Annotated in this window: 19 protein-coding genes and 3 pseudogenes; 19 read left to right on the forward strand and 3 right to left on the reverse strand. The window is 54.0% G+C overall.

All coding sequences use genetic code 11. The annotated features are described in order from the left end of the window. The first annotated feature begins 54 nt into the window (after positions 1-54). The 17 genes from serC to BM321_RS00295 all read left to right on the forward strand — a co-directional run bounded on the left by serC (position 55) and on the right by BM321_RS00295 (position 17,454). Positions 55-1,140, forward strand: coding sequence for a 3-phosphoserine/phosphohydroxythreonine transaminase (serC, locus tag BM321_RS00215; protein ID WP_041024563.1), 1,086 nt, complete (start codon positions 55-57; stop codon positions 1,138-1,140). Beyond that, entirely contained in the window at positions 1,140-2,234 is a 1,095-nt protein-coding gene (gene pheA / locus BM321_RS00220) for a prephenate dehydratase (protein WP_003199233.1), read from the forward strand. The genes serC and pheA overlap by 1 nt, the downstream gene beginning before the upstream one ends. 13 nt (positions 2,235-2,247) lie before the next feature. Next, positions 2,248-3,360, forward strand: a complete 1,113-nt coding sequence (gene hisC, locus BM321_RS00225) for a histidinol-phosphate transaminase (protein ID WP_092441157.1) — start codon at positions 2,248-2,250, stop codon at positions 3,358-3,360. A gap of 28 nt (positions 3,361-3,388) precedes the next feature. Beyond that, positions 3,389-5,596 carry a bifunctional prephenate dehydrogenase/3-phosphoshikimate 1-carboxyvinyltransferase gene (locus tag BM321_RS00230; protein WP_256573355.1) on the forward strand — a complete coding sequence of 736 codons (2,208 nt, stop codon included), beginning with the start codon at positions 3,389-3,391 and terminating at the stop codon, positions 5,594-5,596. After that, a complete protein-coding gene (gene cmk / locus BM321_RS00235; protein ID WP_014337227.1) occupies positions 5,593-6,282 on the forward strand; it encodes a (d)CMP kinase in 690 nt (229 codons plus the stop codon). Before BM321_RS00230 ends, cmk begins: the two co-directional genes overlap by 4 nt. Before the next feature lie 120 nt (positions 6,283-6,402). Beyond that, complete coding sequence (rpsA, locus tag BM321_RS00240) at positions 6,403-8,094, forward strand: 30S ribosomal protein S1 (protein WP_053120388.1); 1,692 nt, start codon at positions 6,403-6,405, stop codon at positions 8,092-8,094. Positions 8,095-8,372: 278 nt separating this feature from the next. Further along, complete coding sequence (locus tag BM321_RS00245) at positions 8,373-8,654, forward strand: hypothetical protein (protein ID WP_092441158.1); 282 nt, start codon at positions 8,373-8,375, stop codon at positions 8,652-8,654. Positions 8,655-8,806: 152 nt separating this feature from the next. Continuing rightward, positions 8,807-9,100 carry an integration host factor subunit beta gene (gene ihfB / locus BM321_RS00250; protein WP_025805547.1) on the forward strand — a complete coding sequence of 98 codons (294 nt, stop codon included), beginning with the start codon at positions 8,807-8,809 and terminating at the stop codon, positions 9,098-9,100. Between the two features lie 24 nt (positions 9,101-9,124). Beyond that, entirely contained in the window at positions 9,125-9,364 is a 240-nt protein-coding gene (locus tag BM321_RS00255) for a lipopolysaccharide assembly protein LapA domain-containing protein (protein ID WP_092441159.1), read from the forward strand. 210 nt (positions 9,365-9,574) lie between these two features. Continuing rightward, positions 9,575-10,651 (forward strand): dTDP-glucose 4,6-dehydratase, encoded by a 1,077-nt coding sequence (rfbB, locus tag BM321_RS00260; protein ID WP_092441160.1) that lies wholly within the window; start codon positions 9,575-9,577, stop codon positions 10,649-10,651. Continuing rightward, entirely contained in the window at positions 10,648-11,541 is an 894-nt protein-coding gene (rfbD, locus tag BM321_RS00265) for a dTDP-4-dehydrorhamnose reductase (RefSeq protein WP_092441161.1), read from the forward strand. Before rfbB ends, rfbD begins: the two co-directional genes overlap by 4 nt. Continuing rightward, the gene (rfbA, locus tag BM321_RS00270; RefSeq protein ID WP_092441162.1) at positions 11,538-12,428 is read left to right on the forward strand and encodes a glucose-1-phosphate thymidylyltransferase RfbA; all 891 of its coding nucleotides are present in this window, start codon (positions 11,538-11,540) and stop codon (positions 12,426-12,428) included. The genes rfbD and rfbA overlap by 4 nt, the downstream gene beginning before the upstream one ends. A gap of 57 nt (positions 12,429-12,485) precedes the next feature. Beyond that, complete coding sequence (locus BM321_RS00275; protein ID WP_092441163.1) at positions 12,486-13,409, forward strand: glycosyltransferase; 924 nt, start codon at positions 12,486-12,488, stop codon at positions 13,407-13,409. Beyond that, complete coding sequence (locus BM321_RS00280) at positions 13,406-14,368, forward strand: UDP-glucose 4-epimerase family protein (RefSeq protein WP_092441164.1); 963 nt, start codon at positions 13,406-13,408, stop codon at positions 14,366-14,368. Before BM321_RS00275 ends, BM321_RS00280 begins: the two co-directional genes overlap by 4 nt. Further along, on the forward strand, positions 14,365-15,378 hold the full coding sequence (locus tag BM321_RS00285) for an MraY family glycosyltransferase (RefSeq protein WP_092441165.1): 1,014 nt from the start codon (positions 14,365-14,367) through the stop codon (positions 15,376-15,378). Before BM321_RS00280 ends, BM321_RS00285 begins: the two co-directional genes overlap by 4 nt. A gap of 103 nt (positions 15,379-15,481) precedes the next feature. Then, the gene (gene cysC, locus BM321_RS00290) at positions 15,482-16,075 is read left to right on the forward strand and encodes an adenylyl-sulfate kinase (protein WP_092441166.1); all 594 of its coding nucleotides are present in this window, start codon (positions 15,482-15,484) and stop codon (positions 16,073-16,075) included. Beyond that, positions 16,072-17,454: an FAD/NAD(P)-binding protein gene (locus BM321_RS00295; RefSeq protein WP_175534882.1), complete on the forward strand. Its 1,383-nt coding sequence runs from the start codon at positions 16,072-16,074 to the stop codon at positions 17,452-17,454. The genes cysC and BM321_RS00295 overlap by 4 nt, the downstream gene beginning before the upstream one ends. A 282-nt stretch (positions 17,455-17,736) precedes the next feature. Here the strand turns inward: BM321_RS00295 and BM321_RS00300 are convergent. Continuing rightward, a pseudogene (locus tag BM321_RS00300) lies at positions 17,737-19,245 on the reverse strand (IS66 family transposase). A gap of 18 nt (positions 19,246-19,263) precedes the next feature. After that, a pseudogene (gene tnpB, locus BM321_RS30720) lies at positions 19,264-19,623 on the reverse strand (IS66 family insertion sequence element accessory protein TnpB). Between the two features lie 80 nt (positions 19,624-19,703). Here tnpB and BM321_RS00310 point away from each other — a divergent pair. Continuing rightward, positions 19,704-20,074 (forward strand): annotated as a pseudogene (locus BM321_RS00310) (transposase); the annotation flags it as partial. Between the two features lie 91 nt (positions 20,075-20,165). Here BM321_RS00310 and BM321_RS00315 read toward each other — a convergent pair. Further along, complete coding sequence (locus BM321_RS00315; RefSeq protein ID WP_092441168.1) at positions 20,166-21,326, reverse strand: acyltransferase family protein; 1,161 nt, start codon at positions 21,324-21,326, stop codon at positions 20,166-20,168. Positions 21,327-22,498: 1,172 nt separating this feature from the next. On the opposite strand from BM321_RS00315, the gene BM321_RS00325 reads away from it, so the two are divergent. After that, positions 22,499-24,421: an ArnT family glycosyltransferase gene (locus BM321_RS00325; RefSeq protein ID WP_139230433.1), complete on the forward strand. Its 1,923-nt coding sequence runs from the start codon at positions 22,499-22,501 to the stop codon at positions 24,419-24,421. The last annotated feature ends 134 nt before the right edge of the window (positions 24,422-24,555 follow it).

Here is a 24,555-nt window from a genome sequence, read left to right on the forward strand (position 1 = left end):
ATCATCCGTAGACCAAAAGATTTATGTGACCACCAAATCAGAGCGAGATTGGATGTGAGCAAGAGAGCCTATAACTTCTGTGCCGGCCCGGCGGCGCTTCCTGAAGCGGTCCTGAAGCGTGCCCAGGGTGAACTTCTCGACTGGCACGGCAAGGGCCTGTCGGTCATGGAAATGAGCCATCGCAGCGATGAGTTCGTGTCCATTGCCACCAAGGCCGAGCAGGACTTGCGTGATCTGCTGAACATCCCGTCCAACTACAAGGTGCTGTTCCTGCAAGGCGGCGCGAGCCAGCAGTTCGCCCAGATCCCGCTGAACCTGCTGCCGGAAAACGGCAAGGCCGACTACATCGACACCGGCATCTGGTCGCAGAAAGCCATCGAAGAAGCTTCGCGCTACGGTCACGTTAACGTGGCCGCCACCGCCAAGCCCTACGACTATTTCGCGATTCCCGGCCAGAACGAGTGGAACCTGTCCAAGGACGCGGCCTACGTTCACTACGCACCGAACGAAACCATCGGCGGCCTGGAATTCAACTGGATCCCGGAAACGGGCGACGTGCCATTGGTGGCCGACATGTCCTCGGACATTCTCTCGCGCCCTGTGGATATCTCCCGTTTCGGCATGATCTACGCGGGTGCCCAGAAGAACATCGGCCCAAGCGGCATCCTGGTCAGCATCATCCGTGAAGACTTGCTGGGGCGTGCCCGCTCCCTGTGCCCGACCATGCTCAACTACAAGGTCGCGGCCGACAACGGCTCGATGTACAACACCCCGCCGACCCTGGCCTGGTACCTGTCGGGCCTGGTGTTCGAATGGCTGAAGGAGCAGGGCGGTGTCGAAGCCATCGGCAAGCTCAACGAAGTGAAGCAGCGCACGCTGTATGACTTCATCGACGCCAGCGGCCTCTATAGCAACCCGATCAACAAGACCGATCGCTCGTGGATGAACGTGCCGTTCCGCCTGGCCGATGACCGTCTCGACAAACCATTCCTGGCTGGCGCCGACGAGCGCGGCCTGCTGAACCTCAAGGGCCACCGTTCGGTCGGTGGCATGCGCGCCTCCATCTACAACGCCGTCGACATCAACGCCGTCAATGCGTTGATCGCCTACATGGCAGAGTTCGAGAAGGAACATGGCTGATGTCTGAGCAAGAACTCAAGGCGCTGCGCCTGCGTATCGATGCCCTGGACGAAAAGGTCCTGGAGCTGATCAGCGAGCGCGCGCGCTGCGCCCAGGAAGTCGCCCGGGTGAAGATGGCCTCCCTGGCCGAAGGCGAAGTGCCGGTGTTCTATCGCCCCGAGCGTGAAGCGCAGGTGCTCAAGCGTGTCATGGAGCGCAACAAGGGGCCGCTGGGCAACGAAGAGATGGCGCGTCTGTTCCGCGAAATCATGTCTTCGTGCCTGGCCCTCGAGCAGCCGCTGAAAGTCGCCTACCTGGGCCCGGAAGGCACCTTCACCCAGGCCGCGGCCATGAAGCACTTCGGTCACGCCGTGATCAGCAAGCCGATGGCGGCCATTGACGAAGTGTTCCGTGAAGTGGCTGCCGGCGCGGTGAATTTTGGCGTGGTGCCGGTGGAGAACTCCACTGAAGGCGCGGTCAACCACACGCTGGACAGCTTCCTCGAGCACGACATGGTGATCTGCGGCGAAGTCGAGTTGCGCATCCACCACCACCTGCTGGTGGGCGAGAACACCAAGACCGACAGCATCAGCCGGATCTATTCCCACGCCCAGTCGTTGGCCCAGTGCCGCAAGTGGCTGGACGCCCACTATCCGAACGTCGAGCGCGTGGCGGTATCGAGCAACGCCGAGGCGGCCAAGCGGGTCAAGGGCGAGTGGAACTCGGCGGCGATTGCTGGCGATATGGCGGCCGGCCTCTATGGGTTGACGCGCCTGGCGGAAAAAATCGAGGATCGCCCGGACAACTCCACGCGATTCCTGATGATCGGCAGCCAGGAAGTCCCGCCGACCGGCGACGACAAGACTTCGATCATCGTTTCCATGAGCAACAAGCCCGGCGCGCTCCATGAACTGCTGGTGCCGTTCCATGACAACGGTATCGACCTGACGCGGATCGAGACCCGTCCGTCGCGCAGCGGTAAATGGACCTACGTGTTCTTCATCGATTTCGTCGGCCACCACCGCGATCCGCTGGTAAAAGGTGTGCTGGAGAAAATCAGTCAGGAAGCAGTGGCACTCAAGGTGCTGGGTTCCTACCCCAAAGCAGTTCTTTAAGGGCGGATAGCAAATGAGTGGCAACTTCCTCGCTCTGGCTCAGCCAGGCGTGCAACAACTCTCGCCTTACGTTCCGGGCAAGCCCGTGGACGAACTGGCCCGTGAGCTGGATCTGGATCCGGCCAGCATCGTCAAGTTGGCGAGCAACGAAAACCCGTTGGGCGCGAGCCCCAAGGCATTGGCGGCGATCCGCGACGAACTGGCCGAGCTAACCCGTTACCCCGATGGCAATGGCTTTGCACTCAAGAGCCTGCTGGCCGAGCGCTGTGGTGTCGAGCTGAACCAAGTGACGCTGGGCAATGGTTCCAACGACATCCTTGAGCTGGTCGCTCGTGCGTACCTGGCGCCAGGTCTCAACGCGGTGTTCAGCGAGCACGCGTTCGCGGTTTACCCGATCGCGACCCAGGCCGTCGGCGCGGATGCCCGTGTGGTTCCCGCCAAGGACTGGGGGCACGACCTGCCAGCCATGCTGGCCGCCATCGACGCCAACACCCGCGTGGTTTTCATTGCCAACCCGAACAACCCGACCGGCACCTGGTTCGATGCCCAGGCCCTGGATGACTTCCTGCAGGACGTGCCCGCGCACGTGCTGGTGGTGTTGGACGAGGCTTACATCGAATACGCCGAAGGCAGTGATTTGCCCGATGGGCTGGACTTCCTCGCGGCGTACCCGAACCTGCTGGTTTCGCGCACCTTCTCCAAAGCCTATGGCCTGGCCTCGCTGCGGGTCGGCTACGGCCTGTCCACTGCCGTGGTGGCCGATGTGCTGAACCGCGTGCGTCAGCCGTTCAACGTCAACAGCTTCGCCCTGACCGCCGCCTGTGCGGCCTTGCAGGATGAAGCCTACCTGGCTGAAAGTCGTCGCCTCAACGCGGCCGGCATGCTGCAGTTGGAAGCGGGGCTGCGTGAGCTGGGCCTGGGCTGGATTCCATCCAAAGGCAATTTCATTTGCATCGACCTGGGGCGTGTCGCCGCGCCGGTGTACCAGGGGCTGTTGCGCGAAGGTGTGATCGTGCGTCCGGTGGCCAATTACGGCATGCCGAACCACTTGCGCGTCACCATCGGCCAGCCGGCGGAAAACAGCCGTTTCCTCGAGGCGTTGAGCAAGGTCCTGGTTCGTGGTTGATGTCACTTCGCTGCAACCTGCTGCCCCTATGATCGGTCGCCTGGTGGTGGTCGGCCTGGGGTTGATCGGCGGTTCGTTCGCCAAGGGCTTGCGTGAAAGCGGCCTGTGCCGCGAGGTGGTCGGTGTCGACCTGGATCCGCAGTCGCGCAAGCTGGCCGTGGAGCTGGGTGTGGTCGATCGCTGCGAGGATGACCTGGCGATCGCTTGTCAGGGCGCGGACGTGATCCAGCTGGCAGTGCCGATCCTGGCCATGGAAAAACTGCTGGCACGCCTGGCGAGCATGAATTTGGGGCAAGCGATCCTGACCGATGTCGGCAGCGCCAAGGGCAACGTCGTGCGCGCCGCCACCGAGGCGTTCGGCGGGATGCCGGCGCGCTTCGTGCCCGGTCATCCGATTGCCGGTTCCGAGCAGAGCGGGGTGGAAGCTTCCAACGGCGAACTGTTTCGTCGTCACAAAGTGATTCTCACGCCGCTGGACCAGACGGATCCAGCCGCGCTGGCGGTGGTGGACCGTTTGTGGCGCGAACTGGGTGCCGATGTCGAGCACATGCAGGTCCAGCGTCACGATGAAGTATTGGCCGCCACCAGCCATTTGCCGCACCTGTTGGCGTTCGGCCTGGTGGATTCATTGGCCAAACGCAATGAAAATCTTGAGATCTTCCGTTACGCTGCCGGCGGTTTCCGCGATTTCACGAGAATCGCCGGAAGCGACCCGGTCATGTGGCACGACATCTTCCTCGCCAACCGCGAAGCTGTCTTGCGCACACTCGATACATTTCGCAGCGACCTCGACGCCTTGCGCGACGCGGTCGATGCAGGGGACGGGCACCAATTGCTGGGCGTTTTCACGCGCGCCAGGGTGGCCCGCGAGCATTTCAGTAAAATCCTGGCCCGTCGGGCCTATGTGGACGCTATGAACTCCAACGATCTGATTTTCCTGGCACAACCTGGTGGCTCCCTGAGTGGGCGTATTCGTGTACCGGGCGATAAATCGATTTCCCACCGTTCGATCATGCTCGGCTCCCTGGCCGAAGGCGTGACCGAGGTGGAAGGCTTCCTTGAGGGCGAAGACGCCCTGGCGACGCTGCAAGCGTTTCGCGACATGGGGGTGGTCATCGAAGGTCCGCACCACGGTCGCGTGACCATCCATGGTGTCGGCCTGCACGGCCTCAAGCCTGCCCCGGGGCCGATCTACCTGGGTAACTCCGGGACTTCGATGCGTCTGTTGTCCGGCTTGTTGGCTGCGCAGGACTTCGACAGCACCCTGACCGGCGACGCCTCGCTGTCCAAGCGCCCGATGAATCGTGTCGCCAACCCGTTGCGGGAAATGGGCGCAGTCATCGAGACGGCCGCCGACGGTCGTCCGCCGATGACCATCCGCGGTGGCAACAAGCTCAAGGGCCTGACCTACACCATGCCGATGGCCAGCGCCCAGGTGAAATCCTGCCTGCTGCTGGCCGGTCTCTACGCCGAGGGCAAGACCACCGTCACCGAGCCGGCCCCGACCCGCGACCACACTGAGCGCATGCTGCGCGGCTTCGGCTACCCGGTCACGGTGGACGGCGCCACGGCGTCCGTCGAGTCTGGTAATAAGCTGACCGCGACCCACATCGAAGTGCCAGGCGATATCTCGTCTTCGGCATTCTTCCTGGTGGCCGCCTCGATCGCCGAAGGCTCCGACTTGGTGCTCGAGCACGTCGGCATCAACCCGACCCGCACCGGTGTGATCGACATCCTGCGCCTGATGGGCGCTGACATTACCTTGGAAAACCAGCGTGAAGTCGGCGGCGAACCCGTAGCGGACCTGCGCGTACGAGCAGCTAAACTCAAGGGTATCGAGATTCCGGAGGCGCTGGTTCCGCTGGCCATCGACGAGTTCCCGGTGCTGTTCGTGGCGGCCGCCTGTGCAGAAGGGCGCACCGTGCTGACTGGCGCCGAAGAGCTGCGGGTCAAGGAGTCGGATCGCATCCAGGTGATGGCTGATGGCTTGCTCACCTTGGGCGTCAAGTGCCAGCCGACGCCGGACGGCATCATCATCGACGGCGGCCAGATCGGCGGCGGCGAAGTCCATGGTCACGGTGATCACCGCATCGCCATGGCCTTCAGTGTTGCGTCTCTGCGCGCCAGCGCGCCGATTCGCATCCATGATTGCGCCAACGTCGCCACCTCGTTCCCGAACTTCCTGGCGCTGTGCGCACAGGTCGGTATTCGCGTAGCACAAGAGGCGCAGTCGTGAACATCAAGGCACCGGTCATCACCATCGATGGCCCAAGCGGTTCGGGCAAGGGCACCGTCGCCGGGATCCTGGCCAGGCAGTTGGGCTGGAACCTGCTCGATTCGGGTGCCTTGTACCGGCTGCTGGCATTCGCCGCCGCCAACCATGGCGTCGACCTGACCAATGAAGAATTGCTCAAGGCGCTGGCGGCTCACCTGGACGTGCAATTCATTGCGGCGACCGATGGCCAGCTCCAGCGCATTATCCTGGAAGGTGACGAAGTCAGTGATGTCATCCGTACCGAAAGCGTGGGCGCCGGGGCCTCCCAGGTCGCCGCGCTGCCAGCGGTGCGCGAAGCGTTGCTGCAACGCCAGCGCGCTTTCCAGGAGCCGCCGGGGCTGGTGGCCGATGGTCGCGACATGGGCACGGTGGTCTTTCCTGACGCGCCGTTGAAGATTTTCCTCACCGCCAGCGCCGAGGAGAGGGCGCGCCGCCGATATTTGCAGTTGAAGGGCAAAGGCGAGGATGTTAGTCTGTCGAGTCTGCTAGATGAGATCCGTGCACGCGACGAGCGTGACACCCAGCGCGCAGTAGCCCCGCTCAAGCCGGCGGCCGACGCGATACAGCTGGATTCAACGGAGTTGTCCATCGATCAGGTGCTGCAACGCATCATGAGCGAGATCGCCATTCGCGATATCGCCGGGTGACCAGGAAGCTTCGCAGGGGACCAGTCATAGTCCTGCGATGCTTCTTTTATATGAAACTAACCCACACCGTCTGGGGTGTGGAGGCGGGCGTATTCTTCGCCCTAATCAACAGGAATTAAAATGAGCGAAAGCTTTGCGGAACTCTTTGAAGAAAGCCTGAAAACCCTGAACCTTCAGGCAGGCTCCATCATCACCGGTGTTATCGTTGATATCGATTACCAAGCTCGCTGGGTAACCGTTCACGCTGGTCTGAAGTCTGAAGCACTCATCCCGCTTGAGCAGTTCTACAACGACGCTGGCGAACTGAACATCAATGTCGGTGACGAAGTTCACGTTGCGCTGGACTCGGTTGAAGATGGCTTTGGTGAAACCAAGCTGTCCCGTGAAAAAGCCAAGCGCGCTGAATGCTGGATCGTTCTGGAAGCGGCTTTCGCAGCTGAGGAAGTGGTCAAGGGCGTTATCAACGGTAAGGTTAAAGGCGGCTTCACTGTCGACGTTAACGGCATCCGTGCGTTCCTGCCAGGTTCCCTGGTTGACGTCCGTCCAGTGCGCGACACCACGCACCTGGAAGGCAAAGAGCTGGAATTCAAGGTCATCAAGCTGGACCAGAAGCGCAACAACGTTGTCGTTTCCCGTCGCAGTGTCCTGGAAGCCGAGAACTCCGCCGAGCGTGAAGCTCTGCTGGAATCGCTGCAGGAAGGCCAACAGGTCAAGGGTATCGTCAAGAACCTCACCGATTACGGCGCATTCGTCGATCTGGGTGGCGTCGATGGTCTGCTGCACATCACCGACATGGCCTGGAAGCGTATCAAGCATCCTTCGGAAATCGTCAACGTTGGCGACGAGATCGATGTCAAGGTTCTGAAGTACGATCGCGAGCGCAATCGTGTTTCCCTGGGCCTCAAGCAACTGGGTGAAGATCCATGGGTTGCTATCAAAGCCCGTTACCCAGAAGGCACCCGCGTCACCGCTCGTGTTACCAACCTCACCGACTACGGCTGCTTCGCTGAGCTGGAAGAAGGCGTTGAAGGCCTGGTACACGTTTCCGAAATGGACTGGACCAACAAGAACATCCACCCTTCGAAAGTCGTACAAGTCGGCGACGAAGTGGAAGTCATGGTTCTGGACATCGACGAAGAGCGTCGTCGTATCTCCCTCGGCATCAAGCAGTGCAAGTCCAACCCATGGGAAGACTTCTCTGGCCAGTTCAACAAGGGCGATAAAATCTCCGGCACCATCAAGTCGATCACCGATTTCGGTATCTTCATTGGTCTGGACGGCGGCATCGACGGTCTGGTTCACCTGTCCGACATCTCCTGGAACGAAGTGGGCGAAGAAGCCGTACGCCGTTTCAAGAAGGGCGACGAGCTGGACACCGTTATCCTGTCGGTTGACCCAGAGCGCGAGCGTATCTCCCTGGGTATCAAGCAACTGGAAAGCGATCCGTTCTCCGAGTACGTTCAAGAGAACGACAAGGGCGCAATCGTTAAGGGCATCGTGAAGGAAGTTGACGCCAAAGGCGCCATCATCACCCTGGCCGACGATATCGAAGCGACTCTGAAAGCCTCCGAAATCAGCCGTGACCGCGTTGAAGACGCGCGCAACGTTCTGAAAGAAGGCGAAGAAGTAGAAGCCAAGATCATCAGCGTTGACCGCAAGAGCCGCGTAATCCAGCTCTCCATCAAGTCGAAAGACGATGCTGAAGAGAAAGAAGCAATCCAGAGCCTGCGCGACAAGCCAGCCGCTGACATTGCTGCTGGTCCTACCACTCTGGGCGACCTGCTGCGTGCACAAATGGAAAAACAGAACTGAGTTCTGTCAGACCATAGAAAAAGGGCGACTTTGGTCGCCCTTTTTTGTGGTTGCGATTTGACGAATATCGCGCAGGGAGATGCAGGTGAGTCTGCTGGGGTTGCTAAGCAGTCCCTGACCCTCTCATCGCATCATTTCCGTCTGACCGGAGATAAGGGTAGAGGTGAAACCATTTCCTTCGGCTGGATGTCTGTTTCTGTAACAGGATCAGTCCTTTAATTGATTTAGCTGGGTCGAAGTGAGACGGTAAACAGTCCGATCCATTCCAAAGGAAATGAATGAAAAAGCTTGTTTTTGTCATGGCAGTCGTGCTGACGTTAGTAGGCTGTACCACTCACGCCAAGACCCGCGCGGTGCGTGGTGTCAGTGGGATTCAAGTGGATTGCTCAGGGCTGGGCTCGGGTTGGGAAAAGTGCCAAAAACGAGCTGCGAAGGAGTGCAAGGGGGCAGGGTACAAAGTCATCACCCGTTCCGATGAGGCCAAGGATGAAGACGAGTTTCCCTTCGGCTTCAATCCGGCCGGTTACTTGACCCGAACGATGCTGGTGATTTGTCGCTGAGTAGGTGCGGCGTTCCATTGCGCTTGTTGCACGAAAATGGAGCGTGTATGACTTTGCGAAGATATGTCAATACGTGGGCTGTTCAAAACCGTCCGGTCATGCTAAAACCTTTGGAGCGATTTTCCTAGCTGCTTGAAAAAGAAGGGAAAAACATGACGAAGTCGGAGTTGATCGAACGCATTGTCACCCATCAAGGGCTTCTCTCATCCAAGGATGTGGAGCTGGCCATCAAGACCATGCTTGAGCAAATGTCCCAATGCCTGGCAACCGGAGATCGCATCGAGATCCGTGGATTCGGCAGCTTTTCCCTCCATTATCGTGCGCCGCGTGTAGGGCGTAACCCGAAGACGGGCCAGTCTGTTAGCCTCGACGGTAAATTCGTTCCGCATTTCAAGCCAGGTAAAGAGCTTCGGGATCGTGTGAACGAAGAGGAGGAAGGGGTTTGACCTTCGTCGTAAAAGGAATGGCTCATGCGTAACCTGAAGCGTATTCTTCTCGCCATATTTATCCTTTTGGTGATTTTGGCTGTCCTCGCCTTTGTACTGGAGAATCAACAGCGGGTTTCACTGTTGTTCCTGGGTTGGGCTGGGCCTCAATTGCCAGTGTCGGCGATTACCGTGATTGCCTTGCTGATCGGTATGCTGTTGGGACCGCTGTTGGGCTGGGTTTTGGCACGTATTAAGCGGGTTTCGCGAAAGCGGCTGGCGTAACAGCGACGCAGATAAGTCCTGCACTTCAGTGTTCCGTCTATCTTCGTTAGTAAATCATTCATTTATCTGTAAAATGTTTCCTTTGAACGATCATGGCTTCTGCCTGCTCGAATCAAAGTGACGAAGCATCGCCGGAGCGATGGCTTTATATGAATGGATTAGACGGCGCCGGATTGGCTGCCCGTCGACGGCTCAAGGGTACGGTTTCGCGTGAAAATTCTAGTTACCGGCGGCGCCGGGTTTATCGGCTCCGCCGTCATTCGCCACATCATCTCTAATACGACTGATTCAGTAATCAACGTCGACAAGCTCACCTACGCCGGTAATCTTGAATCCCTGGCTGAGGTCAGCCAAGACCCGCGTTATGCATTTGAGCGGGTCGACATATGTGATCGCGGCGAAATCGACCGCGTCCTGCGTGAGCATCAACCGGATGCAGTCATGCACCTGGCTGCGGAATCTCATGTGGATCGATCCATCTCCGGGCCGTCCGAATTCATCCAGACCAATATCATCGGCACTTACACTTTGCTGGAGGCGGCACGCCATTACTGGGCGGCCCTGAATGACGCACGTAAAGCCAACTTTCGCTTTCACCACATTTCGACGGATGAAGTTTACGGCGACCTTGAAGGGCCGGAAGATCTCTTCACCGAAACCACGCCGTACCAGCCAAGCTCCCCGTATTCCGCCAGCAAGGCCAGTTCCGACCACTTGGTTCGAGCTTGGGCCCGCACTTATGGTTTGCCGACACTGGTGACCAACTGTTCGAACAACTATGGTCCATGCCATTTCCCCGAGAAGCTTATACCGCTGATCATTCTCAACGCGTTGGAAGGGAAGCCTCTGCCGGTCTACGGCAAAGGTAACCAGGTTCGCGACTGGCTCTACGTCGAAGATCACGCCCGCGCCCTGTACAAGGTGGTGACGGAAGGCGTCATCGGCGAGACGTACAACATCGGCGGCCATAACGAAAAGCAGAACATCGAAGTTGTACAGACCTTGTGCGCACTGCTTGATGAGTTGCGCCCAGATTCCGCTCATCGTCCTCACGCCAGCCTGATTACTTATGTTCAGGATCGTCCTGGGCATGATCAGCGTTATGCAATTGATGCCAGCAAGATTCAGCGCGAGCTGGGCTGGACGCCCGAAGAAACGTTCGAAACTGGCATCCGCAAAACCGTTGAGTGGTACCTGAACAACACCGAGTGGGTCGCTCATGTGAAAAGCGGCAGCTACCAGCAGTGGATTGATCAGAACTACGCGGATCGTTCGAACAACGCATGAAAATCCTTCTTTTGGGTAAAAATGGGCAAGTGGGTTGGGAGCTGCAACGTTCCCTTGCGCCATTGGGCGAGTTGATCGCACTGGATCGTCATTCGATTGATGGTTTGAGTGGTGACCTGTCTGACCTCGATGCACTGCGTACAACGATCCGCCAGGTAGGCGCCGATATTATTGTCAATGCAGCGGCTTATACGGCTGTAGACAAAGCCGAGTCCGAGGCCGAGCTGGCAGAGCGGATCAATGCTCAGGCTAGCCAAGTCATGGCCGAAGAGGCTGCCGCCCAAGGCGCATGGCTGATCCATTATTCGACCGATTACGTCTTCAGTGGCGAAGGTACAAGGCCTTGGCAGGAGAACGATGCGGTCGCCCCCGTCAATTGCTACGGTGCAAGCAAGCTGGCCGGCGAACAGGCGATTATCGCGTCAGGCTGCAAGCACCTGATCTTTCGCACCAGCTGGGTCTATGGCGCTCGCGGCAATAACTTCGCCAAAACCATGCTGCGCTTGGCCAAGGATCACGAAATCTTAAGTGTCATCGCTGACCAGATCGGAGCTCCAACCGGCGCTGATCTGATTGCTGACGTGACCGCGCAGGCCATTCAGCAAGTTCTGCAACGTCCCGAGCTGTCGGGCTTGTATCACTTGGCGGCTGATGGCGAAGTTTCCTGGCACGGCTATGCTAGCCATGTGATCGGTTTCGCTCAAGACAACGGCGAGCAGCTTGCCGTAAGGACGATCAATCCAATTGAAACCAGGTCTTACCCAACACCTGCGCGCCGCCCTCTGAATTCGCGTTTGAATACCCAGAAGCTGCGTGACAACTTTTCTCTACACTTGCCGGATTGGCAAAGTGGCGTAACCCGAATGCTTAGGGAAGTTTTGAATAAATGAGCACCACAAATCGTAAAGGCATCATCCTCGCTGGCGGTTCGGGCACGCGTCTGCATCCGTTGACCCTAGGTGTCTCAAAGCAGATGCTGCCGATCTACGACAAGCCGATGATCTTTTATCCGCTGTCGGTCTTGATGCTCGCAGGTATGCGGGAAATTTTGATTATCTCCACGCCGGAAGACTTGCCATGTTTTCGCAAGTTGCTGGGCGACGGCAGCCTGTATGGCATCAAGCTCACCTACGCCGAGCAACCTAGTCCTGATGGCTTGGCGCAAGCCTTTATCATTGGCGAAGAGTTTATTGGCGAAGATCCTTGCTGTCTGATTCTGGGTGACAACATCTTTTATGGTCAGCATTTCTCGGATAACTTGCGTTCCGCCAGTACTCAAGAGCACGGCGCGACTGTATTTGGTTACCATGTATCGGATCCGGAGCGTTTTGGTGTCGTCGAATTCGATTCTGCCGGTCGCGCGTTGAGCATCGAAGAGAAGCCGCTGAAGCCAAAATCCAGCTATGCGGTGACTGGCCTTTACTTCTACGACAACCAAGTCGTCGAAATTGCCAAGAACATCAAACCATCCGAACGTGGCGAGCTGGAAATCACCGACGTTAACCGTGCCTACCTTGAGCAAAAAAACCTAAACGTCGAAATGCTCGGCCGCGGCTTCGCCTGGCTCGATACCGGTACCCACGACTCCCTACTTGAAGCCAGTCACTTCGTGCACACTATCGAGCAGCGCCAAGGCCTGAAGGTTGCTTGCCTGGAAGAGATCGCTTATCACAACGGCTGGATCACAGCCGAGGAGTTGAGGGCTCAGGCTGATGCACTGAAGAAGACGGGGTACGGGCAGTATCTGCAAAAACTGCTGGACTCGCCTTCCCACTGATTCGAAAGCTTGAACCTTTCGAGCGGTAGCGTTTAACCAGTGCGGGCAGGTACGGCAATGCCAGTAAAACATCCCAAGGTTGCGGTTTTGCTGGCTGCCTACAATGGCATGCGGTGGATCGAGGAGCAGATGGCCTCGATCCTAGGCCAGTCGGCTGTCGACGTAACTGTTTATATCAGTATCGATCCCTCCACTGACGGTACCGAAGCTTGGTGTGCTGCTTATGCGGCTGCGCACCCCGAAGTTTTCGTCTTGCCGACCGCTGGTAGTTTTGGCGGTGCCTCCCGCAATTTTTTCCGTCTCGTCCGCGATGTTGATTTTGAAGGCTACGACTTTGTCGCCTTTGCCGACCAGGATGATATTTGGCATTCGAATAAACTCCAGCGTGCGACTCAAGCCATCCAGACCCGTCGTGTAGAAGCCTATTCCAGTAATGTCACGGCCTTCTGGCCAAATGGCAGCATTCACGTGCTGGACAAGGCGCAGCCTCAGGTCGCATGGGATTTTCTATTCGAAGCGGCTGGGCCTGGCTGTACCTATGTGATGAGCAAAAAATTCACGGACTCACTAAAGGCTTCGATGCTTGCCAATTGGCATCAGCTGCAGGATGTCAGCTTGCATGACTGGTATTGCTACGCCTTCGCACGTAGCCATGGTTATCGCTGGTATATCGACCCTGAGCCGTCCATGGACTACCGCCAGCATGAGCGTAACCAAGTAGGCGCCAACAAGGGCTTGAGCTCATTAGTTGCTCGGTACAAAACCATTCATGACGGTTGGTGGTTCAATCAGGTTCGGTTGATTGCGCTGTTGGTGGGACAGGAGGACGATCCTTTCGTGCAGACGTGGCTGAAACTGCGACGCAGACAGCTCATTACGCTTTCCTTCAGCGCCTGGCGTTGCCGGCGGCGAGTGCGGGATAAAGTGTTTTTCTTTTGTATTTGCTGGGCTACAGCATTGATAGGGAAGAAGGCCAAATGACCGTCCCAAAGGTGTTGGTCACTGGGGCAAGTGGGTTTGTTGGAGAGGCGTTAGTCTTGAAGCTGTTGGTGGACAAGAAGTTCAGCCCGATCGCAGCTGCTCGCGGTGTTACGCGGTTGCATGGGCTGTGTCCCGTGGTGCCATTCGATCTCACTCATGCAAAGGTCTTGCCTGCACTCGACGATCTTCAAGTAGTCATTCATGCCGCTGCTCGAGTGCATGTCATGAATGAAACGGCGGGGGATGCATTGGCCGAGTTTCGCAAGGTTAACGTGGAAGGGACGGTCAAGTTGGCTGAGTACGCCGCAGCATCGGGAGTAAGACGATTTATTTTTATCAGCTCGATCAAGGTCAACGGCGAAATCACTCTCCCAGGTAGGCCATTCAAGGCTGACGATCATCCGAATCCGCAAGATTCTTACGGTGTGTCCAAGTGCGAAGCTGAAGAGGCTCTGAAGCAGCTGGGCCACGACACCGGTATGGAAGTAGTGATCATCCGTCCGCCCTTGGTCTATGGACCAGGAGTGAAAGCTAATTTTCTGAGCATGCTGGGCTGGCTGAATAAGGGCATGCCACTGCCACTGGGTGCGATTCGAAATCAGCGAAGCTTTGTAGCGATCGACAATCTAGTGGACCTTATCGTGACATGCATCGATCATCCTGCAGCAGCTAATCAGATCTTTCTGGTCAGCGACGGCGACGACCTATCCACTACCCAGCTGTTGCGTCGGTTATCCAAGGCGCTGGGCAAATCTGCCCGACTGCTGCCTATTCCCGAGTGGCTATTGAAAGTCGTGGCCACAGCACTCGGTAAACAAGCTATTGCTCAACGCATTTGTGGCTCCCTGCAAGTCGATATCAATAAAAATCGTGAGCTACTGGGATGGACGCCACCCATCAACATAGAAAAAGCCATGAGTCAGACAGCTGGCCATTATCTGGAAAAGCAAACGAAATGATTGTTTGGTGGTTGTTGTTGGCGGTATTCGCTACCTCTTGGCTGTTGACGCTTGGGTTGCGTCGTTATGCCTTGGCCAGGAGTTTGATGGATATACCTAATGAGCGCAGCGCCCATTCAGTACCAACTCCGCGTGGAGGAGGGGTGGCAATAGTCGTCTCCTTTCTGTTGGTGTTGCCCGTACTTGCGGAGCTGGACCTGCTTGGCACTGCGGCATTGTACGGGTTGCTGGGCTCGGGGGGGATCGTTGCGCTGATCGGCTTCGTCGATGACCATGGGCATATAGCCGCCAGATGGCGCTTGCTCGGTCATTTTATCGCCGCAGCTTGGGCACTTTTTTGGCTGGATGGTCTCGCCCCGATGGAATTATTCGACACAACTATTGCGCTCGGGTGGTTTGGTCATTTACTGGCATTGATATATTTGGTTTGGATGCTGAATCTCTATAATTTCATGGACGGTATCGATGGTCTGGCCAGTGCTGAAGGAATCAGTAGCTGCCTGGGCATGTGCCTAGTTTATTGGTTTAGCGACGGCGTTGACTTGACTTGGGCGCCACTCATGCTGGCAGCTGCCATGGCGGGTTTTTTTTGGTGGAACTTCCCTCCGGCGCGGATTTTTATGGGCGACGCTGGAAGTGGTTTTCTGGGTCTAATCCTTGGGGTGTTTGCGTTGGAGGCCGCTTGGCATAAACCTGAATTACTTTGGAGCTGGATTATTCTGTTGGGTGTGTTCATTGTTGATGCGACATGGACGCTAGCTCGCCGGTTGATTCGGGGTGATAAGGTGTACCAAGCTCATAGCAGCCATGGCTATCAACATGCAGCGCGCCGTGTAGGACATAAAAGTGTCACGCTGACAGTCGTCGCGATAAATGTAGTATTTTTGCTTCCTGTTTCAATTATGGTGGCGCTGAATCAATTGAGCGTAGTGGTTGGCTTGCTTGTTGCTTTTGTTCCTCTGGCTTTCATAGGGTATCTATCTGGGGCGGGTGAAGCCCAAATCGTATAGTTGCATCAGCCTGGCTGGTCTAGAATTGCTGCTCAGGTCAGTATTCTTACCAGTCGACGTAGTGCGCCACTTGTTATGGTCAAGACATTAATGATGAGAAATTATGCAGAATAATCTCACCTCCCAGCGTATCTCGACGACCGGTCGTATACGGGGCGAGCAAAAGAACCAACGTCCAGTAGTGATTTGGCTGACCGGTCTCAGTGGCTCAGGGAAGTCTTCCCTTGCAGACGCCCTCGAGCAACGACTCGTAAGCAAGGGGTGCCATACTTATCTGTTGGACGGTGACAACGTCCGGATGGGGTTGTGCAAGGATCTTGGTTTCGGTGATCGTGACCGCGAAGAAAACATCCGGCGGGTTGCTGAGGTGGCGAATCTGTTTGTGGATGCAGGGCTTATTGTCATCACCTCCTTTATCTCTCCCTTTCATCGTGATCGAGCCTTAGCACGCAGTGTGATTGGTGATGAGTGTTTTATTGAAGTTTATGTCGATACACCGCTCAGCGAATGTGAACGACGAGACCCCAAAGGGCTTTACAGCAAGGCACGGCAAGGTCTGATCAAAAACTTCACCGGTATTGATTCACCCTACGAGGCCCCTGACTCTCCACAGATTATAATCGATACATTGACTCATTCAGTGGACGACGGCGTGGACGCTGTCATGGCCTATCTAGAACAATGGAATGCCAAGTGAAAAGGCTAGTCATTATCGGTGCAGGTTTTAGTGGGGCCGTAACAGCTATCGAGTTTCTAAAGCGTGCGCCTGAAGGGGCGCACCTTACCATCATCAATCGATCAGGGAAAATGGCGCGGGGTTTGGCCTATGGCACAAACAGCGCTCATCATTTGCTGAACGTGCCTGCGGGAAATATGTCCGCTCTGGTTGATCAGCCAGACTCATTCCTTGCCTTTTGCCAAAAAATTGATCCTGAAACTCATTCTGGCAGTTTCGTTTCGCGAAAGCTGTACGGCACCTATCTAAGTGAATTGTTGAGCCAGGCCGAAACGCAGTCGAGGGTAAAATGTTCGCGCATTACAGGAGAAGTCCTCTCGATCCAGCCTGAGGGCGCAGGTGCGATAATAGATGTTAGTACCGGTGAGCGAATTATTGCCGATCACGTTGTGCTGGCGTTCGGCAACTTTTCTCCCGCCAGACCTCAAGGGTTACAGCAGCTCGATACCTGCTCGGCCTATACAGAAGATCCTTGGTTACCGTCGATACAGGGCCCTTCTAATCAAGCACCACGCGTTCTGCTGGTCGGTAGTGGTCTGACGGCGGTCGATACCCTGGTCTCCTTGCGTCAATCCCATCCGGAGGCCAAAATTACAATGGTTTCGCGTCGGGGATTATTGCCTACAGCGCACCGTGATCGGATGCCTCCTGCAGGTTTTTCGACAACTATTTGCGCGGAGTTGTTGGTCGCTGCGCCTAAAATCTCCTCGTATATGAGACTGGTTCGTCAAGAGGTGGCCCGATCGCCGGAGCACTGGCGGGAAGTTGTAGCCGCACTCAGACCGATTACGTCCGAGTTGTGGGGGCGTTTGCCTCTTGATGAACGTAAACGTTTTTTACGCCACGTACAGCCCCATTGGGATGTTTATCGGCATCGAGTGGCACCACAGACTTTTCGTATTTATCAGGAGGCGTTTTCGACCTCCAATGTCAATTTGATCGCGGGACGGATTCTTTCAATATCGGTTGAAGAGGCATGCGTTTCGGTGCATATCAAAACAAGAGGCACAGATAATATTGTGGAAGGTAAGTTTGATCAGATTATTAACTGCACCGGGCCATGCACGGACATCAGTAAGATCAACGATACTTTCATTTCCTACTTGTCGAAAAAAGCAATAATTTGTCCTGATGAGTTGAATATCGGAATTAATGTTGATAAACACTATGGGGTAATTGATCATTCTGGAAAAAATCTGAATTGGCTAAGTTATGTAGGCCCTATGCTCAAGGCTCAATTATGGGAAGCCACGGCCGTTCCCGAGCTTCGCCAGCATGCTCGTGCACTGGCCATTGAAGTTGCTAAAAGCTTCGCGCCAGTTAAATCTGATTCGATATAAATCTATCCGAGGTTGGTTAGCGCACGCTCGGCGGAAAGAGGCTCGCCTTAGTAAGCCCACCTCAACATCCAAAGTCGTACCTATTGCTTTTGACAAAAGTGTGAATGAGTTGAAACAAAATCCGCTTTGACCTGTGGCCCCATTACCATCAGCTCTCTAGACACAAAATACGAGCCCGCGCAAGTCTCCAACACTACGACCCAGGTAGGTAGATTGCCGAGGAATCTGTAAAGTAGTTCGTAAGCTCCATAAACCCCACCGATTTGAAGGTGGTCGGCGCAATCAGCTAGATGACGTCGGCGAACAGTTCCGTGGCAGTAGGGCCTCGTAATCCTCAACCGAGGACGCCATTGGCAAGCGCTCAAGTGCGTGGCGCAGCCACGCATAAGGCTCTTGGCCGTTGGCTTTGGCAGTCTCGACCAGGCTGTAAAGTTGAGCGCTGGCTTTCACGCCTCTAGGCGTGTCGCTAAAAGCCAGTTCTTTCTCTCGATCACGAAGGGGCGGATGGCTCGTTCGGCGGCGTTATTGTCCATAGGCAGGTAGCCTTCCTCGACATACCGTTCAAGCTTGTCCCAGTTGTTTGCCAGGTAGGTAACTGCTTTGCCAAGTGCATTCTGCGTAGTCACATAGGGCAGTGTTTTGCGCAGCCACCCTCTGAGTTGTCCCATTACGTGGAGGCTCAAGTCCTGGCGAGCATTTTTGCGCGCCTCATCGCTTTTCTCTTTGTAAGCGATTTCGATACCGTACAGTTTGCTGATCAGTTCAACGCGATATCTGCGCGTCCCGTCTTGCCTTTGGGTTGCACTTTTTGTGCTTCAACGAACTTGCGACGAGCATGGGCCAGCATCCCAGGCGCTCAACGCCAAGTTGAGCACCCAGCGCGTTGTAACCGGCGTAATCATCGGTCATGAGATAGCCACGATAGCCATCAAGCAGACGTGCAGGTACATCCTGCGCTCGGCTGGTGGAGTAGTCGAAAAGAATCACAGGCTTATCGGGCGGGCCGCCGGTTTGAACTCACATCCATGACTGGCAGCTCGGCTCTCGGTCAGGCTCTTTCAGCACCTGCACGCGATTTTTATCGCAGTGGATGACACGGCTGGCCAACAGGTTATCGCGCATTAAATTCAGGAGTGGCTGGAAGTGCTCGACGCACTGGAGAACCCAGCGTGCCAAGGTCTGACGAGGGATATCGATGCCATGGCGACCCAGTACATTTTCAAAGCGGTGGAGCGGCAAGCCATCTACGCATTTGGTGGTCAGCTGCATCGCCAGAACGCTTGGACTGGCCATCCTTTTTTCAATCAACTGGGCTGGTTTATCCGCAGTGACCGGCACCGTTTCGCAGTCACGACAGCCGTAGACTTTACGAACGTGTTTGATGACACGAATCTGCATTGGCACGATTTCAAGTTGCTCGCTGACTTCATCGCCAATCGCGTGTTTAGGGCAGCCGCAGACGCAGGTCAGTTCATGCTCGGGAAGTTCGTGGATGGCTTCGATACGTGGCAGGTCAGCAGGCAGCGGCTTGCGTTTATCCTGACGTTTGATGGGTGAGACGACCCCTTCATCAGCATCTTCGCCGGCAGGTTCGGCAACGCTTTCCGCTTCGTTGAAAAGGGCCATCTGTGGCGTAGCAGGGTCGGCCGCTTGCTCGGACTTGCGGCCAAACAAACGCTGACGTAGCAGCGCGTTTTCCTCCTCTAGCAAACCGACCCGCGACTGCATCTTCGCAAGCATTTGCTTGAGCAATTGGGGATCGTCGGGGAGGTTTTCGGGCATGGAGTGTATGCCCTGAATTATACCGAATCAGGCCACAAATCGCGGCGTCAAAACCTGATGAGGGCGGTTACGCCAGAGGTCAAAGCCGTCGAGCATCCAGTTGAGTTCCTGAACAGTCAGGACAATCGCCGCGTCGGTGGCATCTGGCGAAGTTTTGAATCGCTCGGACTCCAGGCGTTTTAGCCAAAGGCAGAAGCCGTTGCGCTCTCAGTACAAAATTTTCACTCGATTACGTGGCTTATTGAGGAAGACGAAGAGCGCCGGGTCGAACACGGCGACCTTGATGTCCAGCTCGACCAAGGCAGCCAGGTCGTCGATGGATTCTCGGAAGTCGACCGGCTTGGGGTACAGATACACTTTTTTGACTTTGACGTCGGGTCGCATCATGGCGAACGGGCTCCTGAGAGAATTGGGAGCACAGCATCCGACATCAGCTTAGCGCTTTGAATGTGGGGTTCATGGAGCGCTTACAGAAAACTCAGCCACAAGTGACGGCGCAAAATGCACTGGCCAAAGCCATCAGCTACCTGGCCAGCAACTGGACCAAGTTGATGCGCTACACCGAAGCCGGTTACTTGCTGATCGGCAACAACGCCGCCGAGCGTGCGATCCGGCCCTTCCTGATCGGACGTAAGAATTGGCTGTTCAGCGACACGCCCAAAGGCGCGACGGCCAGCGCTCAACTTTACATTTGGTCGAGACGGCTAAAGCCAACGGCCAAGAGCCCTATGTATGGCTGCGCTACGCACTTGAGCGCCTGCCACGATCCTCGAACGTAGAAGACTTCGAGGCCTTGTTGCCGTGGAACTGCACGCCGCAAATTTCAAGATGGTCGTAGATCTTACCTTAAAATGTGGGGTTCATGAGCGCTTACGATTCAGGTAGGGCAGAATAAGACCCGCCGTAGCGGGTCTATCATAACTATTCGATCAGTTTGTTGTAGTCGGTGCCTGGCGTCTTTGCCGACCGCCCAAATAAGCAAAAAAATTCTTCAACTGTACTTGAGCAGGCAATTCGATAAGTCTCCAGATCATGTATGAGGAAGCAATAACTATCGTTAGAAGAAACGGAAAAGTCGCGTCTTCAGAGAGAAAAGAAAAAGTCGGACGGTGAGAACTGTAATACCTGAAAATAATTTGGTGAATCATATACATCGAAAAGCTAATCTCACCCAAAATTATGAAAACGCGAAGTTGCAGCAGCTTAGATACCAAACCTTTGTTGATGGCAAAAAACAAGATAATAAAGCCAAACAGTACACCCATTGAACAGTGACTCCAGAACTCAGCCGTTGCACTGTTGCCCGCGCCAGCAAGGGCGTAAGGGATGCCGACAGCTTTTTGCGTCCATAACATAACGGCCAAAATGCAAAATATTTCAAGCACTGTGCAAGAAATTAAACCGAATACACGCCAGACTTTGATGTGGTCGAATAACTTGAAAAACAGCATGCCGATGAAAAATTCTTGGATTCTGGATAGTGGGCTTATATAGGAAAGACCATGCCCTGAAAACGCTGTTAATTTGTCAGGGGAGTAATAGTTAGCATTATGGATGTCAAATAAATAAGCTATCGCGCCGCCTAGAAACAGCAAGCTAACGAGTTTGAAAATCCAGTTTCTACTAAGTCCCAGTAGTAGGAAAGGAAACGCAGCATAGAAAAAGAACTCCGAGGATATGCTCCAGGAAACGCCATTAAAGGAAAAATAATAGGCTGGAACCGGTACAAGGGATTGAAGTAGAAAGCCATTGAGTAATGTGACAATCCAAACATTCTGCGCGCCGAGCGTCCATTCGAAGGGCGGGAATAGAGCGATCACCAACATCATAGTGAAAATATGGGCGGGCCATATTCTCGAAAAACGTGAAGTGTAAAATTTATAAAGACCTACGGACTCCATTTTTCCAGTGTACACATAAGCCAAAATAAATCCGGATAATACGAAGAAAAAACTGACTCCTGCAGATAACGGAACTCCCGGTAAAAACTCATTCGGGAAAACCAAACCTCTAGCGTGGTGTAATACAATAGCAAATGCTGCGAAAAATCTAAGAGAAGTCAGGCTCTCAATAACGCCTTTTTGTTCCATTTAGCCCTACTCCCTAGCAGGTGTTACAGTTTATTGTGGGATTTTACTGGATTTTTCTGCTGCTTTGGCTAAATTGTTTGCTCCTATCCTCCGATGTCAGGATAGTTATCGCCTCTCAGCACTGTCCTGAAAGCAGATCAGGGGCGGAAAGAGACTGCCGGTGCCCATAATAGGGCTGCAGGTCAGCAACAACTCGGAGTCAGAGTCAGTGCCCTAGACGCCACGCCATATCCGAACCGTGCGTGATCGTAGGGTATTACCTACGCTCGCTTAGCCTTATGTGGTAAGCATTACTATTTTTATCGGATCGAGGATATGTATAGCCGCAAGGCCGTGGGTTGGGAGATTTATGAGGAGGGAAAGCGGCGAGAGAGCGGCTGCGCTACTCTAACGTAGCGTGATCAGCGAGCAGTGTTTGGATGAGGCCGTTGGCATAACTAGGAGCATTGGCATACTGAATTCGCTTCGTGACACGGTCCGAACGTACCTTGTTCAGGATTATCAGATCCTGGCTCGGTGCCTCATAATTGGTAGGAGCAAGGCTGAGAGGGATGCCCGAAGCGCTGGTTTGGACAGCATGAAGCTGGTAGCTGATAGGCGGCGGTGCGGCTGGGACCCGGATCAGGAACAGCAGGTTGAGGAAGCAGCGGGTTGGTTAGACGGTGAAGCGACAGATACCTTGAAAAAAGTCGCTATAGATATAGGTGCCGGGTGATACGAAACACTTTTCAGGTTCAAGACTCGATCTGCAACAAAGGAGGTCCGTTTTCCTTCCTTCGGTGTGCCAACCCCATATGGGGCTAGGTAATTTCAGCTGGAGCCTTAACTGGACGGAGTCTTTTGTTGACGTACGAGAGGGGGACTGACCCTAGAACAGAGGTCACGCTATGAGTAGGAAATTTTGGTAAAAAGGTGCTGCGTGAGTCGATCCTTTTGTACCGCTTTCTAAATATTCACGCTGATGAAGATGTCGTACAATACATCTATATTTAAATGGATTTGTGGCGGGAGGCAATAAAAAGTTAAAATCGAAAGTTATAATTCCAGTTTGTCACGAGGATGTAAGTTACAGGGGGGGGCGATAACAATCTTAAATGTAAGAGGCGATCAGTCGAATGCCATTGTTTTGCAAGTGGAAATTATTAAAATTTAGATGTGTATGGGGTGGGACATTGAAATACGGTTTTTTTTCAGAGGAAGGTTCGGCGAGAGATATGCTTTTAAAGTCAGTAGCAGCTCTGGCTTTTTTATATGCATTTTTCATTGCGATATATTACGCTGGTCAGCCAGTGTTGGAGCAGTATGGCTTTAGACAGACGCAAACAGCGTTGACGTCTTTATGGTTCGTAAAAGAAGGTTTTAAGCTTGCGTATGAGACCCCCGTTGCTGGCGCTCCATGGTCAATACCGTTTGAGTTTCCAATTTATCAGTTTCTAGTGTCTTTAATATCGAAGTGGTTTGGCTTTGGGTTGGATGCGACAGGACGAGTAATATCTTTTCTGTTTTTGACTGCTTGCTTGTTTCCGGTAAGAGATATCTGTCGACAACTATCCCTTCCGAAGTCTGCATTCTTTATTTTTGTGGGGCTTTTATTTTCCAGTCCTATTTATTTAGAATGGGGTAGAAGCTTTATGATGGAAACGGCAGCGGTTTTCTTTGCTGTGGTTGCAATAAAATATTTTATTGAGTTCCTAGGGTTGGCAAAAAGAACCAGCGTGTTGCTTTTTGTATTCTTTGCTATTTTGTCCGTTCTTCAGAAGGCTACCACTGGGCTTCCGGTCCTAGCGGTGATGGCGTTGTTGTTTCTTTTTCATGAGGTAAGTAATAAAGGTGTGGTAAAAGCTATTACCATAAAAAACGTTTTTCTCTCTGTTGTGTTGTTCGGGTTGCCTATAATTGTAGGGGCAGGCTGGGCCTTTTATACCGACATTGTAAAAGCACAAAATGAGTTTGGCGCTTATATCACGTCAAGTGCCCTATCTCAATGGAATTGGGGCACGGCTTCACAGCGTCTTTCTGAGGCGTTGTACCTTGATGTTATTTGGAAGCGACTTTTGAAGGATAACTTAGGTGGTATCTTGGGTCTGGCGATAATGCTGGGCGTGATGTTCGTGTCTAAAAATAGCAAGCTTAAGTTAGTAGTGGGTGTATCTGTCCTGTTGGGTGTTTTACCGCTGTTCATTTTTACTAATCTTCATTTGATACATTTGTATTATCAATCTGCTAACGCGATTTTCCTAATTTTTGCCTTGTCGGTAGCCCTGGCTGCTATTTATGAGTCGGTGCGCTCGACAGGGGTGCTGCTCGGTTTATTTCTGGTTTTGATGATGAGCAACTATATTGCATTTAGTGGAAGTTATTATGGTGATATAAAAACTTCTTTTAATGTGAGCAATAGTCAAGATCTGGCTGTCGCATCGATATTAAAAAATAATGTAAAACCAAGTGAGGCATTTATTGCATTCGGGTACGATTGGAGTTCCGCCTTATCCTACTATTCTGAACGTAAATCTTTCACTGTTCCGAATTGGTTTAAAAACTATAATAATGCGCTCGCTAATCCGGAAAGCTATCTGGGTGGATTACCGCTCGGCGCTATCGTCGTATGCCAAGCAGCCCCAAGACCAAAAGGTCGTGATTTATTAGATTTTTCCGTTAATAACGAAAAACTCAAGCTCATGGAGACGGCTGGGTGCTTTATAGGCACACCAGAGCATCCGATCGACCTCAGTATGAAGAAGCTTGCCGCTAACTGTGAGGGCTCTCTCGACTACATAGCGGAGCTCGAAAGCATCCCCCAGACTTTGTCAGTAAGTGGTTGGACAACGGTTTCTGGTGCTAAAGCCGAACTGGCTGACGATGTTTACGTTACCCTGACGGACTCAAAAGGGACGATTAACTATTACGAAGCTGCTTCCGTTTTAAGGCCCGACGTAAGCGCATATTTCAATCAGTCCAGTCTTGGACCAGCAGGGTTCAGTCGAGTGATTGACGTAAAATCTTTAGCAGGGGATTATTCTGTAGGGGTTGCAAGGGTTGTCAAAAGTTCGCTTGAACTTTGCCAGTTCAAGACAAGCTTGAAAATCAATCATTGAGTGTGTAGGCGTTTTGATGAAGCCTCCTGCCAATCACTGGCAGGAGGTGCAATCTCAATTTTTAACCTAATGTGGAAGTTGTATCAATCCGGATAAACCAAGGCGACTTACGCAATAGAGGTAGTCGGATGAGG

Origin of the sequence: Pseudomonas sp. NFIX10, from assembly GCF_900111955.1 — a bacterium.
Taxonomy (GTDB): Bacteria; Pseudomonadota; Gammaproteobacteria; order Pseudomonadales; family Pseudomonadaceae; genus Aquipseudomonas; species Aquipseudomonas fluorescens_AA.